Origin of the sequence: Streptomyces griseoviridis (assembly GCF_005222485.1) — a bacterium.
In the GTDB taxonomy this organism is placed as follows: Bacteria; Actinomycetota; Actinomycetes; order Streptomycetales; family Streptomycetaceae; genus Streptomyces; species Streptomyces hintoniae.
Genome location: NZ_CP029078.1, coordinates 8886361 through 8901892, shown reverse-complemented (window position 1 = coordinate 8901892; position 15532 = coordinate 8886361). Strand labels below are relative to the sequence as shown.

Genomic DNA, 15532 nt, shown 5'->3' with positions numbered 1-15532 from the left:
CCGCCGGTTTCGGACCGGGCCCGCGGGGATCGGACGGCGCGTCGATTCCGCGTCTTCAAGGGTGGGCCCCCGTGCGGCGGGGAATGCCCGAGCCCGCGATCGGCCGACTCGACGGCGAATTCGGCGGGCGGCGTCCTGCTGGAGTCTCCCCGGGGGACCGAAGGTTTCTCCGGACCGTCACACCCGACCAGCATGAGGACTTCGCTCCCGGCTCTCGACCGTCAGATGACCTGCGGAAAGAGAGGGGAACAATCTCATTCCAAGTCATAGGGCAGGAGCGGGACTTCAGCGCTCAACAGAGTCCACTCCGCCAGCCGAGGACACGCCGTGACAGCGCGTTCCCAGATCTGCTCCGCGGTTTTCTCAGCCTCGTCCAGGGAGGCCGCACGGAGGAAAAGACTGATGGCCAGGTGAGGCCGCGCCCGGGAATGCACGCTGACGTGTTCGAGGACGTCCGGTGCGTTGGTTTCGAGCACCTGCTTGATATCGGCGGGCAGTGACGTGCCGCCTCGGATGGCGATAGTGAGATGGACGAGGTACATGACCGAATCATCCTGTTCGAATAGCCAATCCCCCTTCGGCTGGTTGTCGACCGGTGGCTGTACGGACCTTCAGGGCCGTATGAGGCCCCTCGCGGCAGCGTGCACGCCCGTCTGGAAGCGGCTTCGCGCGCCGAGGTACTCCATGAGTTTCGTGGCGATGCGGCGTGCCGTTCGAGCGGACACACCCAACCGTGCCGCGACGTAGTCGTCGGTGTGCCCCAGCGACAACAGCCGTAGGACTTCCATCTGTTGCAGGCTCAGTTGCTGCTCGTCGCAGGGTTGAGCGGTCGCGCCGATCGGCTGGGCGGACTGCCAGACGCTCTCGAACAGGGCGCACAGCGACGAGACCACTCCTGGCGTGTGCAGGACCACCGCGCCGGCGGAGGTGTCATCGGAGTCCACGGCGACGATGGCGATCTTCCTGTCGCAGAGGATCATGCGGTTCGGTAACGAGGGGACGGTCCGTATGCGGCCGCCGCGCGCGGTCAGCCACTCCGCGTGCGTCACCGTCGCGGAGTCGTTGCGGACGCTGTCGACGTACACGGTGCGCATCTGCACGCCGCGCTCCAGCAGGTTCTCCGCGAGAGGTCGTGAACTGCGCAGATTGGCCTCTGTCTGGGCTCCGCCCGGAGCGAAGGTCAGCAGCTCGCTCTCCACCTTGTCGTAGAGCGCCGCGAGGTAGTCGCGGACGCAGTCCACCCCGGTCAGGCGGTGCATCTCGTCTCTGCCGCTCTCCTGGGTGAACTCCGCTTTGAGCTGTACGGCGGCGGCCTGGGCCTCCTGGAGACGCTGCTGCTGTGCGGCGAGTTCGGCGCGCTGCCTGGCCAGCAGCATCTCGGCGGCCAGATGCGGGTCGACCACATGGAAGCTCTGGGGATCCTCGGGGGAATGCCACACCAGAGCCAGCTCGCCGAGGGTGTCGAGTGCTGTCCTTACCGCCTGCCTGTCCAGTTGGAGACGGCGCGTCAGATCGGCCACACCGTCATCCGGGTGTGCCAGCATCTCGCGGTAGACCACCTCTGCTGTGGCGTCCATTCCCAGAACGTCGAGCATGCACTTCCCTCTCTGAAGCTGTGTGCGTTTTCGAGACGGCGGAGCGCTGCGGGCCGTGCCGCACCGGGCCCGGTATCCGCCGTCAACGACGCGCCGCGCCGGATCAGCGTCGAGCGGCGTCGCTCCTGGCTCGCGAGCAGCACTGCACCGCACGGGCCGCGTTCGACGCGGATGACAGGATCCTGGCGCTTGACGCGGGCGTGGTGGGTGGCATGGGGAGCGGCTACCCGTTCGCCCCGCGCGTACACGGGGTCGCTCGCGAGGGCAAACACCCCGAAGGCTCGTCCGGGCTGCGCTGAGCGGCCGGGAAGAAGGTCGAACCGGGGCGAACGTTCCCGGTCAGAGCGCTAGCTCGCGCCGCCCCCGGCATGGGAGCCGGCCTCGGTCCCGGCCTCGATCTCCGCCTCGATCGCGGTGAGTTGGGCGCCGAGGATGTCCTCGAAGGCGGCGCGGCGGTCCTCTCCGAGGGGGCGGACCTCGCGGGCGAAGTGGGCGAGGGCCGGGAAGCGCTCGGGGTCGGCGCCGAGGACCGCCACCCGGAACAGTTCCGTGCCCTGTTCGTGTTCCGCGGGGGTCACCGTGCCCGCGCCTGCCTCGGCGGCGATCAACGCGGCGATGAGGACGGCGACGCGGTGGTAGCGCGCCGGGATCCGCTCGTCGGACAGGCCCGAGGCGCGCAGGGCCTGGAGCACCTCCTCCATGACGAGCCGTGAGCCGGTGCCGCTGGACGCGTAGCGGCCCCAGACCGTGGCGAGTTGGGGCTGCTGTCCGAACGCCTCGCGCAGCCGCAGGGCCAGGGACATGAGGCGCTGCTTCCAGTCGCCCTCGGGGCGGTGGCCGTCCATCGCGGCCAACAGGATCCGGTCTGCGACGGCGCGCAGCAGTTCGGTCTTGTTGCGGAAGTGCCGGTAGAGGCTGGAGGAGTCCGTTCCGAGCGTCGCGGCCAGCTTGCGCACGCTGAACGTGTCCGCGTCGCCCGTGCGCAGCAGTTCCGCCGCCGCGTCCAGGATCTCGTCGGTCGACCATCGCTTTCGGCCTGCCATGGCACTCCTCTCTCCACCGCTCACCCTAACCTATGCACTTGGCGTTGCACGCACCGCGTGCATAATGAGTGCACCAGCGTGTGAGGGAACACGAGAGGACGGCACGACATGAGGAAGCCACTGGATCGCACGGCCCTGGACGCGGCCCTCGCGGACGTCCACCACGCGGGGATACCCGGCCTGTTCGCCGAGGTCCGCGACCATGACGAGGTCTGGCGGGGCGCGGCGGGAGTCGCCGATGTCGTCACCGGTCGTCCCGTCACCGCCGACATGCGGCACCGCGTCGGCAGCGTCACCAAGACCTTCACCGCCGCCGCCGTCATGCAGCTGGCCGAGAGCGGCGCGATCGGCCTCGACCGCCCGATCGGGCGGTACCTTCCGAAGCTGGTTCCCGGGGAGCGCGGCGCCGCCGTCACGGTACGGATGCTGCTCAACCACACCAGCGGCCTCGCCGAGTACCTCCCCTACGCCTACCCCTCGCTCAAGGGGTTCCCGGCGCTCGGGGAGACCGGCCCCCAGAGCCTGGACGACAACCGGTTCACGCGTTTCGACCCCGTCGGACTGATCGGGATGGGGGTCGCCGCGCCCGCCGTCGGGGCTCCCGGTGGCGCGCCCGGGGTGTACTCCAACACCAACTACCTGCTCCTGGCGCGGCTTCTGGAGCTGGTGACCGGTACCACGGCCGAGCAGTGCGTCACCCGGAACGTCATCCAGCGCGCCGGGCTGCGGGACACCCGGTTCCCGGCGGGAGCGCACCTCGACGGGCCGCACTCCCTGCTCTACGAGGCGTGGTTCGGCATGATCGACCCGCCGCGCGACTACAGCGTCTACGACATGTCGTGGGTGGGCGCGGCGGCGGCGCTGACGTCGACCGTCGCGGACCTCAACCGCTTCCTCGGCCTGCTGTTCGCCGGGGAGATCGTCCGTCCACAGTCGCTGGCGCAGATGCGGCAGACCGTCAAGGTCGTCTCCCAGGAGGGAAGGCTCATCGACTACGGGCTCGGGCTCCAGCCGATGGAGGTGCCCGGTCAGGGCACCTTCTGGGGCCACGGCGGGACCGTCTGGGGCGGCGGGACGCTGGCCATGATCCGCGCGGACGGCCTGCGGCGGCTGGCCGTCGCGGTGAATACGCAGCGGTGGAACAGGCTCGACTCGTCCGGCACACCGCAGCCCCATCCCATCGACGACGCGCTCACGGCGCTGTACCTCGCGGGACTGTGAAGACGCCCCGGCGCGCGGTGTCCCCGCCGCCCCCGGCGTCCCCGGTCAGTCCTTGTAGTCGGGGGCGATCCGCTCGACCAGCCGCAGCAACGCGCCCCACGCCAGGTCGTAGGCCTGGTCGTCGACGAAGTCGGACGACGACTCGCCCTCGCCGGTGAGCTGTTGGGCGGAGTACTCGCAGACGTCCTCCGGGGGGAGGACCAGAGGAGTGCCGCCCGCCTGGGCGGTGACCTGGATCTCGCACGCCTTCTCCAGGTAGTACATGCGCAGAAACGCCTGCTTCGCGCTCTCGCCGACGGTCAGCAGGCCGTGGTTGCGCAGGATGAGCGCCGGGTGGGAGCCGATGTCGGCGACCAGGCGCCGCTGCTCGTCGAGGTTGAGGGCGACGCCTTCGTAGTCGTGGTAGCCGACGCGCCGGTGGAACTCCATCGACATCTGGTTGACCGGGAGGAGCCCGCCCTGCTGCGCGGCGACGGCGCACCCCGCCTTGGTGTGCGTGTGCAGCACGCAGTGGGCGTCGGGCCTGGCCCGGTGGATCGCGCTGTGGATCACGAAGCCGGCCGGGTTGACGGGGTGCGGGGTGGGTTCGACGGGGTTGCCGTCGAGGTCGATCTTGACGAGGTTGGAGGCGGTGATCTCCTCGAAGAGCAGCCCGTAGGGGTTGATGAGGAAGTGGTGCTCGGGGCCGGGGAGCCGCTGCGAGATGTGCGTGAAGATCAGGTCGGTCATCCGGAAGTGGGCGACCAGGCGGTAGACGGCGGCGAGTTCGCGGCGCAGCCGGGCCTCCTCCGCCGCCGCGTCGGCGGGCGTCAGGGCGGGTGCGGTGAGGATGTCGGTCACGATGCTCCTTGTCCGGAGGTGGCGTCGGCGGGGACGACCACGGGGGTGTGCGGGCGGCCCGTGGTCCACCAGGCGATGACGTTGCGGGCCGGTTCGGTGGCGTACGCGCGCAGTGAGGCGTCGCTGAGGAACGCGCTGTGCGGCGACAGGCGCAGGCGCGGGTGGCTGCGCAGCCGGTCGGCGGCGGCGGGCGGTTCGACGGGGAAGACGTCGAGGGCGGCGCCCGCGAGCCGGCCGTCGTCGAGGGCGTCGAGGAGGGCTTCGGGGTCGACGAGGTCGCCACGGGAGACGTTGACGAGCATCGAGCCCCGGCGCATCCGGGCCAGCAGTCCGGCGTTCACCATGCCGCGGGTCCGCGGGGTGGACGGGACGTGCAGGGACAGGATGTCGGCGTCCCTGACGAGGGTGTCGAGGTCGACCCGCTCCGGGCCGTCGGGCCGGTCGGGGACGTGCGGGTCGTGGGCGATGACGCGGCCGAAGACCGGCGCGGCGATGCGGGTCAGCTCCCGGGCGATGCGTCCGAGGCCCAGCACCCCGAGGGTCAGTTCGCCCGCGCGGCGGGGGGTCTCGGTGAGGTCCTGGCTCCAGCCGCCGGAGCGGACCACGGCGTCGGCCTGCGGCAGCCCGCGGGTCAGGGAGAGCGCCTGGGCGAGGGCGTGGACGGCGACGTCCTCGGTGGCGGCGTGGGGCAGGTTCGCCACCCACAGGCCGCGGCGGGCGGCCTCGACGGTGTCGATCATGTCGTGGCCCGCGGACATCGTGGCCAGTACGCGCAGCTTCGGCAGCCGGTCGAGCAGGGCGGCGTCCACGCGCGCGTAGCCGACGATCAGGGCGTCGGCGTCGTGGGCGAGCGCGGCGATCACGTCGGGGTCCCGGCTCCCGGCGAGGCGGACCTCGAACCCGGCGTCGGACAGCAGCCGCACCCCGGGTCCCGGATCGAGCTCCTCGGTGTCGGTGATCACGACGATGGGGTGACTCACACTGCACGCTCCATAGACGATTCGGTCGGCGAAGATGCGGAAAGCTTACGTTTCGATCGAATCATTGTCTATGGATCGATGGAACGGTCGCGTTCGGAGCAGGCGAGAATGTGTCCGAACCCGGCCGGTCCCCCGGTCGGCACCGCCGAGCAGGAGGAGACCACCCCGTGGATCTCGACGAGACCGACCTGGCGATCGTGCGCGGGCTGCAGGCCGACGGCCGGCTGACCTACGAGACGCTGGCCCGGCAGGTGGGGCTGTCGCGGCCCGCCGCGCGGATGCGGGTACAGCGGCTCCAGGAGTCCGGCGCGGTGCGGGTCGTGGCGATCGTGCATCCGGCGGTGCGGCGGCTGACCGCGTCCGCGCACCTCGCGATCGACACCGACGGCACCGCGTCGCCGGTCGCGCGCGAGATCGCCACCCTGCCCGAGGCCCCGTTCGTGACGCTGACCAGCGGGCGGCGTTCGATCATGGCGGAGCTTCGGACGGCGGACTTCGCGGCGCTGGAGCGGACCATCGAGCGCATCCGGGCGCTGAAGGGCGTGCGCACGGTGGATCCGCTGATCGCGACCCGGCACGTAAAGGATCCGTACCTCCTCACGGTCGAGCCCACCGCGGACCTCCAGGACGAGATGGACGAGCGGATCCTCGCCGAGCTGGAGGAGGACGGCCGGCTCCCCTTCGCCGAGCTGGCCGTACGGGTGGGCCTCTCGGCGGGCGCCACCCGCTCGCGCACGCTGCGCCTCCTGGACGGCGGGGTGGCCAAGGTGGTCGCCCTGGTACGGCCCGAGGTGCTGGGCATGGGCTATCTCTGCGGGTTCAGTCTGCGCACCGACGGGCCGGCGGCCGGGGTGGCCGAGCAGATCACCCGTCTCGACCGGGTGACGTTCCTGTCGACCTGCCTGGGCCGCGCGGAGCTGGTGGGCACCATCACGGCCGAGTCGTTCGGCGTGGTGCGCACCACGCTGGAGGAGATGCGGGCCCTGACGTCGGTGCGCGAGGTGGAGAGCTGGCTGCACCTGGAGGTGGTGAAGGAGCAGTACGACCTCGGCCCGAGGGCGAACTGACCCCGGCGCAGGGCGAGTTGACCTCGGCCGCAGGGCGGGTTGAAGGCGCCCCGGGGGCGGCGACGACACCTCGAAAGTGACGACCGGGCATCACCGCGCACGACCGGGAATCACCGGTCACGACAGCGCACGGCCGGGAGCGCTGGGGCACGACAGCGCACGACGGGGCACAGGGGCGGCGGCCGGGCGCGAGGGGGTGGCCGATCCGGCATGACGGAGCGGCCGACCGGGCGCGACAGTCGATACGAAACCGAAGTAGCGATTCGGCTTAACAAACATTCTTCTACGACAGGTCTGGTCAATCAGTCGTTCGCTCTTTATGGTTCTGCAAGCCGAATCGTCTGTCGGCAACCCTCTGAACCTTCCCGGTCGAAAGCAGGCCCCGCCATGCCCGAACACTCCGACTCCCCTGGCTCCCCCGAGTCCCCCGAGTCCCCCGACCGCACCCTCCTGGTGACCGGTGCGCCGGTCGCCGCCGCGGGCACCCCGGTCCGCGCCGAGGCGCTGGCCGTCCGCGGCGACCGCGTCGTGCACGTCGGGACCGCCGCCGACGCCCGCGCGGCGCTCGGCCGCCGCGTCGACGAGGAACTCCACCTGGACGGCGGCCTGGTCCACCCCGGTTTCGTCGACGCCCACTGCCACCCGGTGATGTACGGGCAGGCGCTGGCCTGGGTGGACCTGCGGCCCGAGCGGGTGCCTGACCTCGACACCCTGGTCGCGGTGCTCCGCGAGGCCGCGCGCGACCTGCCGGCCGGAGTCCCGGTCCGCGGCTTCGGCTACGAGCACCGGCGCCTGGCCGAGGGCCGCCACCCCGACTGTCACGACCTGGACCGGGTCGCCGTCGACCGCGAGGTCTACGTCATGAACGCCTCGGGCCACGGCGGCGTCGTCAACTCCCACACCCTCAGGGCCTGCGGCATCACCGCCGGGACGCCCTCCCCCGAGGGCGGCAGCATCGGCCGCTTCGACAACGGCGAACCCGACGGCCAGCTCTGGGACGCGGCCTGCGACCTCCTCACCGGTCCGGCCGGCGTGAAGATCGGCAACCACGGGCCCAATTTCCACCTCTCCGAGCCCGACGCGATCATGGCCGACCATCTGCTGCGCGCCCAGGAGGTGTTCCTCGCCGCCGGCGTCACCACCGTCGGCGACGCGCAGGTCTCGCGCCGCGAGATGGAGACGTACCTGCGCGCCCACGCCGACGGCACGCTGCGCATGCGGGTCAGCGCCTATCTGACGTCGGCGCTGCTCGACACGGCCCTCGACCTCGGTGTGGTCCGCGGCTTCGGCGACGACCGGTTCCGCGTCCAGGGCGTGAAGTTCTACGCCGACGGCACGCTCGGAGGCTGGACGGCCTACTTCCCCGAGGGGTACGCCGCCGACTGCTGCCACCACGGCCAGCTCTACCACTCCGCCGAGGAGTACGCGGACATCGTGCGCCGCGCCCACGCCGCGGGGCTGCAGACCGCCACGCACGCGCAGTCCCCGTTCGCCATCGGCATGGTGCTCGACGCGATCGAGAAGGCGCAGGCCGACCGGGCCCGCGACGACATGCGCCACCGCATCGAGCACTGCGGGCTGCCCACCGACGAGCAGATCGCGCGGATGGCGGACCTCGGCGTCGTCCCGGTCATGCAGCCCCAGCACCACCTGCGCACCGGCGACGGCACCCTGACCGCCGTCGGTGACCTCGGTCACCGCTACAACCCGGCCGGCCGGTGCGCGGATCTCGGCGTCCCCGTCGTCTTCTCCTCGGACGCGCCGGTCGCGCCGCCCGCGCCCCTGGAGGCCGTGGCCGCCGCCGCGACCCGGCGCACGGTGCTCGGCACCGTCCTCGGGGACGAGTCGCTGCGCCTGTCCGTCGGCGCCGGGCTGCACGCCCACACCGGCGCGGCCGCCGCCGCCCTGCACCGCGAGCACGCGGTCGGCGCCCTCGCGCCCGGCATGCTCGCCGACTTCACCGTCCTGGACGCCGACCCGCTGACGGTGTCCGCCGACGCCCTCACCGGGATCCGGGTGCGCGAGACCTGGATCGGCGGCAGCCGCGCCTGGGCCGCCCCGGGCCGCTGAACAGCACCGTCCCGGGCCGCTGACCAGGCTGCCCCGGTCCGCTGACCAGGGCCTGAGCCCGCACCGGCGGCCGGAGCGCCGCCCGCACCCTGCCGTATCCTCTGCTCACCCGTGAGCGGATCCCGTCCCCGTCCGCACACTCATCCCGGAGGTCCACGTGACGGACCGCACCACCTCAAGCACAGCGCAGAGCCCGTACAGATCGGCCTTCGCCGCCCTCGCCGGCACGTCCATCGAGTGGTACGACTTCTACGCCTTCGCCACCGCCGCCGCGATCGTCTTCAACGACGTCTTCTTCCCGGCTGACATGCCGACGTCGCTCAAGACGATCTCGTCCTTCGCGACGTTCGCCGTCGGTTTCCTGCTGCGCCCGCTCGGCGGCATCGTCTTCGGACACATAGGTGACCGCGTCGGACGCAAGAAGACGCTGGTCATCACCCTGCTGATGATGGGGATCGCCTCGTTCGCGATCGGTCTGCTGCCCACCTACGACCAGGTCGGCGTGGCGTCGCCGATCCTGCTCATCGTGCTCCGGCTGGTCCAGGGCATCGCGATCGGCGGGGAGTGGGGCGGCGCCGTCCTCATCGCGGTGGAGAACGCGCCGAAGGGCAGGTCCACGTTCTTCGGCTCCTTCGCGCAGCTCGGCTCGTCCGTCGGGGCGCTGCTGTCGACCGGCATGTTCAGTCTCATGAACCTCTTCGGCAGCGACGCCTTCCACTCCTGGGGCTGGCGCGTCCCCTTCCTCGCCTCCGCCGTCCTCGTCGTCATCGGCCTGGTGGTGCGCGCCAAGCTGGAGGACTCCCCGGTGATGGGCGAGGTGCGCGCCGAGAAGAAGCGCGGCGCGGCCGGGCTCCCGGTGGTCGAGGTGCTGCGCAAGGACTGGCGGACCGTCCTGGTGGGCGTCTTCTCGCTGGCCACCGCCACCGGCGGCTACTACGTGGTGACCAGCTACCTGCTCTCCTACGGGACCCAGGACCGGCATCTGTCGGAGTCGATGCTGCTCAACGGCCTCACCCTGGCCGCCTTCCTGGAACTCGTCGTGACGCCGTTCCTGTCCCTGCTGGGTGACAGGGTGGGCGCCCACCGGATCGTGGTCGGCGGCCTCGCGGGCGTGGTGGTCCTCGCCGTCCCGCAGTTCATGGTCATGGGCACGGGCAGTGTCGCGCTGATCTATCTGATGATGCTCGCCATGCGGTTCGTGATGTCGGCCCTCTACGGTCCGATCGCGGCGATCCTCGCCGAGGGGTTCGCCCCGCACGTCCGCTACACCGGCATCTCGATGTCCTACCAGCTCTGCAACCTGGTCTTCGGCGGGTTCGGCCCGGTCGCGGCGGTGTGGCTGTCGTCCCTGGCCGGCGGCGCCTACTGGCCGCCCGCCGCCGCGCTGATGGTGACCTCGGCGATCGGCATCTGGTGCACGCTGCGGCTGCGCACCTACCGGCTGCGCCGCGTCGCGGCCGAGCCGCGCCTGCCGGTGACCGCGCCGGTGACCGTCGCCTGAGACGCGCCTCCCCGACCGGCAGAGACCCGCGCCGGCCGACACCCGTCCCCACGTCTCCGCGCCCCGGCTCCCCCGGGGCGCGGAGGCGTGTGCGGGGCCTGTCGGAGCAGGGAGAGGGAGGCGGCGCGTGGGGTGCCCGGTGCGGGAAAGTCCGGTCGGACCCATTGACGCGGAAGCGCTTCGATTCTACGGTCCCGTTCGAACTTACGGGCACGCGTCGATATCTCGAACGGACGGGTGGGGTGGCGTGGGCCGCCCGCTCACCCCCGGCGAAGGACCCGCACGCGTACCAGCACGTGGACGACAGATCCTCGACGGTAAGGGCGGGCAATGGGACGACCTGGCCTCGGCCGCAGGCAACTACTGGGCGCGGCGGGAGGGTTGGCGGTGGCGGCGGGTTTCGGCTTCGCCGGCCTCGGCAGCGGCGCCGACGCGCTCGCCTCCACCGCGCGGACCCGGGTGCGCTACTGGAACCTCTTCAGCGGCGGCGACGGCTCCAACATGATCGCGATGCTGGACGCCTTCCGCGCGGCCCATCCGGGCATCGCCGTGAAGGACTCCACGCTCCAGTGGGGCAACCCCTTCTACACGAAGCTCGCCATGGCGGCCGCGGGCAACCGGGCACCCGACCTCGGCGTCATGCACATCGGCCGGGTCGCCGGGTTCGCGCCTGGCCGCCTCCTCGACGCCTGGGACGTCGACCTGCTCGCCACGTACGGGCTGCGGGAGGCGGACTACACCCCCGCTCTCTGGCAGCGCGGGGTCATCGACGGCAAGCTGTACGCCCTCCCGCTCGACGTCCACGTCCAGCTCTGCTTCTACCGCAAGGACGTGCTGCGGAAGGCGGGGCTGCTCGGCGCCGACGACCGGATCGTCCCGATCACCTCCGTCGACGACTGGTTCGGCGTCCTCAAGGAGGCGCGGCAGGCCACCAAGAAGGGCCTGCAGACCATCGGGCTGTGGATCAACGACCAGAACTTCCAGTGGTGGTTCTTCGTCGCCTTCTACACCCAGCTCGGCGGCACCTGGTTCGACGACGCCAGGACCGAGGTCACCTTCGACACCGACAAGGCCACCCAGGTGCTCGCATTCCTGCGGCGGCACGTCAGCGACGGCTACGCGGACCCGGCGATGGGGTCCGTGAACGCCGAACAGTTCATCAACGGCGCCCCGTTCGCGTGGGAGGGCAACTGGTCGGTGCCGGTCTACTCCGGCGCGGAGCTGGAGTACGGCGCGATCCCGCTGCCGCCCGTCTTCGGCACCCCGGCCACCCACGCCGAGTCGCACGCCTTCGTGCTGCCGCACCAGTCCGACCGCGGTGGCGCCGCCGACGAGGCCGCCCACCGGCTCGCCGCGTACGTCGTCACGCACGCCCGGCAGTGGGCGGCCGGCGGCCACATCCCCGCCTATCTGCCGACGCTGTCCACCCCGGCGTACCGGAGGCTCTCCCCGCAGAGCGAGTACGCGTCGGCCATGGACCACCAGGCCAACGAGCCCAAGGTGTGGTTCGCGGGATCCACCGGCATCCTCGCCCAGCGGGTCGGCCCGGTCGTCGTCTCCTCGACCGTGGGCTCCGCCAGGCCCGACGCGGCGGCCCGCCGGATGAGAGACGAGCTGCGCACCCTGCTCGCGATGAAGAACCCGATGGACGGCAGGACCGCCGCGCAGGGAGGTACGGCCGCATGACGACCGCCGGATCGGTGCTCGCGCCGACACGCGCCGGGGCCGGCGCCGCCGGCACCACCACCGCCGCCCGCCCCGGACAGGGCTTCCAGCACGGCGGTTGGTTCGTGGCGCCCTTCCTCGCGCTCTTCTCGCTGTTCGTGATCTGGCCGCTGCTGCGCGGCGTCTACCTCAGCCTCACGGACGCCAACATCACCGGCACGGGCGAGCGTTTCATCGGCCTCGACAACTACCGCGAGGCCCTCGACGACCCGCTGATGTGGGACGCTCTCGGCCACAGCGCGTACTTCACGCTGCTGGTGGTGCCCTGCATCGCCGTCCTCGCCTTCCTGCTCGCGATGCTCGCCCACCACATCGAGCGCGGGCAGTGGCTGTGGCGCCTCTGCTTCTTCGTGCCGTTCCTGCTGCCCTCCACGGTCGCGGGCAACCTCTGGCAGTGGCTGTTCAACCCCGGCACCGGAATGGTCAACCATGTGTTCGGCCTGGACACGCCCTGGCTGACGGACGCGTCGTACGCGATGCTCGCCCTCGTCATCGAGACCCTGTGGTGGACGGTCGGGTTCAGCTTCCTGCTCTACCTCGCCGCCCTCCAGTCGATCCCCGCCCACCTCTACGAGGCCGCGAAGCTGGACGGCGCGGGCGCCTGGCAGCGGACGATCCACATCACCCTGCCGATGCTGCGCACCATCACCGGCCTGGTCATCGCCCTGCAGATCCTCGCCTCGCTCCAGGTCTTCGACCAGGCCGTGGTGATGATGGACTTCGGTCCCGGCCCGGAGAACTCGACCCGCACCTTCGTCCAGTACACCCTCGAAGAAGGGTTCACCAGCTACCGCGTGGGCTACGCGTCCGCGATCTCCATCATCTTCTTCGTGATCATCGCGGCCGTCGCCCTCGCCCGGATGTGGCTGCTGCGCAACCGCACCGAGGAGGCCGGCCGATGACGACCGCCGTACCCGTGAAGTCCCGCAGGCCCTGGACGCCCGGTCAGATCGTCCTCACCGTCCTCGGCGCGGCCGTCTCCGCCGTCTTCCTCGCGCCGCTCGCCTGGGGCCTGTTCACCTCGCTCAAGTCGGAGACGGAGGCCGTCGCCGTCCCCACGCACTGGCTGCCCGAGCGGTGGACCGTCCAGGCGTGGAAGGCGCTGCTGGCGACCGGCAACATCACCGACTGGTTCGTCAACTCGCTGGTCGTCTCGGTCTGTGTGACGTCCGTGGTGCTGCTGGTGAGCGCGCTCGCCGGATACGGCTTCGCCCGCACCGAGTTCCGCGGCAAGGCGGTGCTGATGGGCCTGGTGATGTCCGGCCTGATGGTCTCGCCCGCCGTGCTCGGCGTCCCCCTCTTCACCACGGTCCAGCAGTTGGGGATGGTCGACACCTACTGGGGCATGATCCTCCCGCAGTGCGCCCCCGCCGCGATGGTCTACATCCTCTACAAGTTCTTCCAGGGCGTCCCGCGCGAACTGGAGGAGGCGGCCTTCATCGACGGCGCCGGCCGCTGGCGGGTCTTCTTCACCATCGTCGTGCCGCTGTCGCGGCCCTCGCTCGCGGCGGTCGGCATCTTCACCTTCATCGCCTCGTGGAACAACTTCCTGTGGCCCTACATGGTGACCAACAACCCCGACCTGATGACGATGCCGAACGGCATCGCGACCGTCATGAACTCCTACGGCATCCAGTGGGCCCAGCTCATGGCGGGCGGCCTGATGGCCGGCCTCCCGCTGATCGTCGTGTTCGTCTTCTTCCAACGGCAGATCGTGGCGGGGGTGGCCCACACGGGGCTCGCGGGGCAGTGAGGGGCCGCCGGGGCGCAACGCCCCGCGACCGGCACCCCGTGCGGGGTGCCGGTCGGCGGGCCGGCAGAACGGTGTCCGACGTCGTCGTTCAGGACGCCGGCTGGCTCTCCTGCGCCGGTGTCTCCGGGGTCGCCGCCCTGCGTCGGGTGACGATCGCGCTGGCGGCGAACGTGGCGATCAGGCCGCAGATGACCAGGCCGATGACGGCGATGTGGCCGGCCTGCACGGCGCCGCCGATGAGCAGGCCCGAGATGCCGAAGTCGGCGTCGGAGAACGTGGAGTTCTGCAGGCCGACGTCGCCGAGGAAGGGCAGGACCAGCAGCGGCAGGAAGGTGATGAGCAGGCCGTTGGCCATGGCGCCGAGGATCGCGCCGCGCCGGCCGCCGGTGGCGTTGCCGATGACGCCGGACGCGGCGCCGGTCATGAAGTGGGCGACGATGCCCGGGATGATGATGGTGCCGCCGACCGCGACCAGCACGCCCATGCCGATGAGACCGCCGACGAAGCTGGCGAGGAAGCCGACGAGCACGGCGTTGGGCGCGAAGGTGAAGACGATCGGGACGTCGAGCGCGGGCCTGGCGTTGGGGACGAGCTTCTCCGAGATGCCCTTGAAGGCGGGGATGATCTCGGCGAGGACCACGCGGACACCGGCGAGGATGATGAAGACGCCCGCGGCGAACGTGCCCGCCTGCATGACGGCCCACAGCACGTACCACTGGCCGTCGCTCAGCTTGCTCTCGACGTAGCCGGGGCCCGCGACCAGGGTCACCAGGAGGTAGATGAGGCCCATGGAGCTGGCGATGACGACGGTGGTGTCGCGCAGGAAGCCGAGCCCCTTGGGGATCTTCAGGTCCTCGGTGGACTTGGCGGGGTCGCCGAGGTACTTGCCGACGAGACCGCTGGTGGCGATGCCGAAGTTGCCGGTGTGTCCGAGCGCCACGGTGTCGTTCTTGGTGACCCGGCGCATCCACGGCTGCACCATGGCGGGCGACAGGGTGGTGATCAGGCCCTGGGCGATCGAGCCCCACAGCACCGCCTGCCAGCTGCTGAACCCGTTCGCGATGAGGATGACGGCGATCATGGCCGCCAGGTACAGGGCGACGTGCCCCGACATGTAGATGAACTTGAACGTGGTGAGGCGGGCGAGGAGCACGTTGACGACCATGCCGAAGAAGAAGATCAGCGCGGCCTGGGAGCCGTAGTCGGTGAGGACCTTGCCGACGATGGCCTCGTTGTTGGGGACCACGCCCTGCACGCCGAACGCGTGCTGGAACATGTCGCCGAAGGGCGTCAGCGCGCCGGAGACCACGCCGGCGCCGGCCGCGAGGACCAGGAAGCCGACGAACGCCTTGATCGTGCCCTTGACGGTGTCGGAGGCCGACTTGCGCTGGAGCAGCAGGCCGAGCAGGGCTATGAGGCCGACGATGACGGACGGCTCACGGAAGACATCGAGGAGACTCTGAAGAACGCTGTTCACTGACAACGCCTCTCTTCGGGCACGACGGGGCCGCGTGCGGGAGTGGTGGGTACCGGTTCCGGGCGGCGCGTCGACGCGGAGGGGAACCTGCTGTTCTGTTCAGCCGGGCGGCGGCACGAGCGGGCCGCCGCGTGGCGTGCGGCGCGTGCCGCATGGGTGCGGCGGCCGGGGCGGTGACCGCGCCCGGCCGTCTGCGGGTGGACGGCGCCGTCACCGCGACCGCCGGGAGGGACGGCGGGCCGCAGGCGCGGTGACGGGAG

General features: G+C 71.1%; 13 protein-coding genes. 7 read left to right on the top strand and 6 right to left on the bottom strand.

The genetic code is table 11. The features are described from left to right. Nucleotides 1–254: 254 nt before the first annotated feature. From DDJ31_RS38405 to DDJ31_RS38395, 3 genes are all read right to left on the bottom strand, one after another. On the bottom strand, nucleotides 255–542 hold the full coding sequence (locus DDJ31_RS38405; protein WP_127175821.1) for a hypothetical protein: 288 nt from the start codon (nucleotides 540–542) through the stop codon (nucleotides 255–257). 69 nt (nucleotides 543–611) lie between these two features. After that, nucleotides 612–1595, bottom strand: coding sequence for a helix-turn-helix domain-containing protein (locus tag DDJ31_RS38400; protein WP_127175822.1), 984 nt, complete (start codon nucleotides 1593–1595; stop codon nucleotides 612–614). Between the two features lie 347 nt (nucleotides 1596–1942). Further along, the gene (locus DDJ31_RS38395) at nucleotides 1943–2638 is read right to left on the bottom strand and encodes a TetR/AcrR family transcriptional regulator (protein WP_127175824.1); all 696 of its coding nucleotides are present in this window, start codon (nucleotides 2636–2638) and stop codon (nucleotides 1943–1945) included. 108 nt (nucleotides 2639–2746) lie between these two features. On the opposite strand from DDJ31_RS38395, the gene DDJ31_RS38390 reads away from it, so the two are divergent. Then, on the top strand, nucleotides 2747–3859 hold the full coding sequence (locus tag DDJ31_RS38390; RefSeq protein ID WP_127175825.1) for a serine hydrolase domain-containing protein: 1113 nt from the start codon (nucleotides 2747–2749) through the stop codon (nucleotides 3857–3859). Nucleotides 3860–3904: 45 nt separating this feature from the next. Here the strand turns inward: DDJ31_RS38390 and DDJ31_RS38385 are convergent, their stop codons facing one another. After that, nucleotides 3905–4699: a class II aldolase/adducin family protein gene (locus tag DDJ31_RS38385; RefSeq protein ID WP_171480955.1), complete on the bottom strand. Its 795-nt coding sequence runs from the start codon at nucleotides 4697–4699 to the stop codon at nucleotides 3905–3907. After that, entirely contained in the window at nucleotides 4696–5679 is a 984-nt protein-coding gene (locus tag DDJ31_RS38380; protein ID WP_127175826.1) for a C-terminal binding protein, read from the bottom strand. The genes DDJ31_RS38385 and DDJ31_RS38380 overlap by 4 nt, the downstream gene beginning before the upstream one ends. 167 nt (nucleotides 5680–5846) lie before the next feature. On the opposite strand from DDJ31_RS38380, the gene DDJ31_RS39795 reads away from it, so the two are divergent. The 6 genes from DDJ31_RS39795 (at nucleotide 5847) to DDJ31_RS38350 (ending at nucleotide 13795) form a co-directional block, all read left to right on the top strand. Continuing rightward, nucleotides 5847–6746, top strand: coding sequence for an Lrp/AsnC family transcriptional regulator (locus tag DDJ31_RS39795; protein ID WP_127175827.1), 900 nt, complete (start codon nucleotides 5847–5849; stop codon nucleotides 6744–6746). Between the two features lie 387 nt (nucleotides 6747–7133). Further along, nucleotides 7134–8816 carry an amidohydrolase gene (locus DDJ31_RS38370; RefSeq protein WP_127175828.1) on the top strand — a complete coding sequence of 561 codons (1683 nt, stop codon included), beginning with the start codon at nucleotides 7134–7136 and terminating at the stop codon, nucleotides 8814–8816. Nucleotides 8817–8973: 157 nt separating this feature from the next. Next, the gene (locus DDJ31_RS38365; protein ID WP_127175829.1) at nucleotides 8974–10317 is read left to right on the top strand and encodes an MFS transporter; all 1344 of its coding nucleotides are present in this window, start codon (nucleotides 8974–8976) and stop codon (nucleotides 10315–10317) included. Between the two features lie 330 nt (nucleotides 10318–10647). After that, the gene (locus tag DDJ31_RS38360) at nucleotides 10648–12003 is read left to right on the top strand and encodes an extracellular solute-binding protein (protein ID WP_127175830.1); all 1356 of its coding nucleotides are present in this window, start codon (nucleotides 10648–10650) and stop codon (nucleotides 12001–12003) included. Next, nucleotides 12000–12944: a carbohydrate ABC transporter permease gene (locus tag DDJ31_RS38355; RefSeq protein ID WP_127175831.1), complete on the top strand. Its 945-nt coding sequence runs from the start codon at nucleotides 12000–12002 to the stop codon at nucleotides 12942–12944. The genes DDJ31_RS38360 and DDJ31_RS38355 overlap by 4 nt, the downstream gene beginning before the upstream one ends. Beyond that, nucleotides 12941–13795 (top strand): carbohydrate ABC transporter permease, encoded by an 855-nt coding sequence (locus DDJ31_RS38350; protein WP_127175832.1) that lies wholly within the window; start codon nucleotides 12941–12943, stop codon nucleotides 13793–13795. The genes DDJ31_RS38355 and DDJ31_RS38350 overlap by 4 nt, the downstream gene beginning before the upstream one ends. 88 nt (nucleotides 13796–13883) lie before the next feature. Here DDJ31_RS38350 and DDJ31_RS38345 read toward each other — a convergent pair whose 3' ends face one another. After that, nucleotides 13884–15272: a PTS ascorbate transporter subunit IIC gene (locus DDJ31_RS38345; RefSeq protein ID WP_127175833.1), complete on the bottom strand. Its 1389-nt coding sequence runs from the start codon at nucleotides 15270–15272 to the stop codon at nucleotides 13884–13886. Nucleotides 15273–15532 lie beyond the last annotated feature (260 nt).

Coding starts and splice junctions, on each gene's coding strand:
- DDJ31_RS38355 (WP_127175831.1), top strand. CDS start 12,000: ATGACGACCGCCGGATCGGTGCTCGCGCCGACACGCGCCGGGGCCGGC.
- DDJ31_RS38360 (WP_127175830.1), top strand. CDS start 10,648: ATGGGACGACCTGGCCTCGGCCGCAGGCAACTACTGGGCGCGGCGGGA.
- DDJ31_RS38395 (WP_127175824.1), bottom strand. CDS start 2,638: ATGGCAGGCCGAAAGCGATGGTCGACCGACGAGATCCTGGACGCGGCG.
- DDJ31_RS38405 (WP_127175821.1), bottom strand. CDS start 542: ATGTACCTCGTCCATCTCACTATCGCCATCCGAGGCGGCACGTCACTG.
- DDJ31_RS38390 (WP_127175825.1), top strand. CDS start 2,747: ATGAGGAAGCCACTGGATCGCACGGCCCTGGACGCGGCCCTCGCGGAC.
- DDJ31_RS38370 (WP_127175828.1), top strand. CDS start 7,134: ATGCCCGAACACTCCGACTCCCCTGGCTCCCCCGAGTCCCCCGAGTCC.
- DDJ31_RS38350 (WP_127175832.1), top strand. CDS start 12,941: ATGACGACCGCCGTACCCGTGAAGTCCCGCAGGCCCTGGACGCCCGGT.
- DDJ31_RS38400 (WP_127175822.1), bottom strand. CDS start 1,595: ATGCTCGACGTTCTGGGAATGGACGCCACAGCAGAGGTGGTCTACCGC.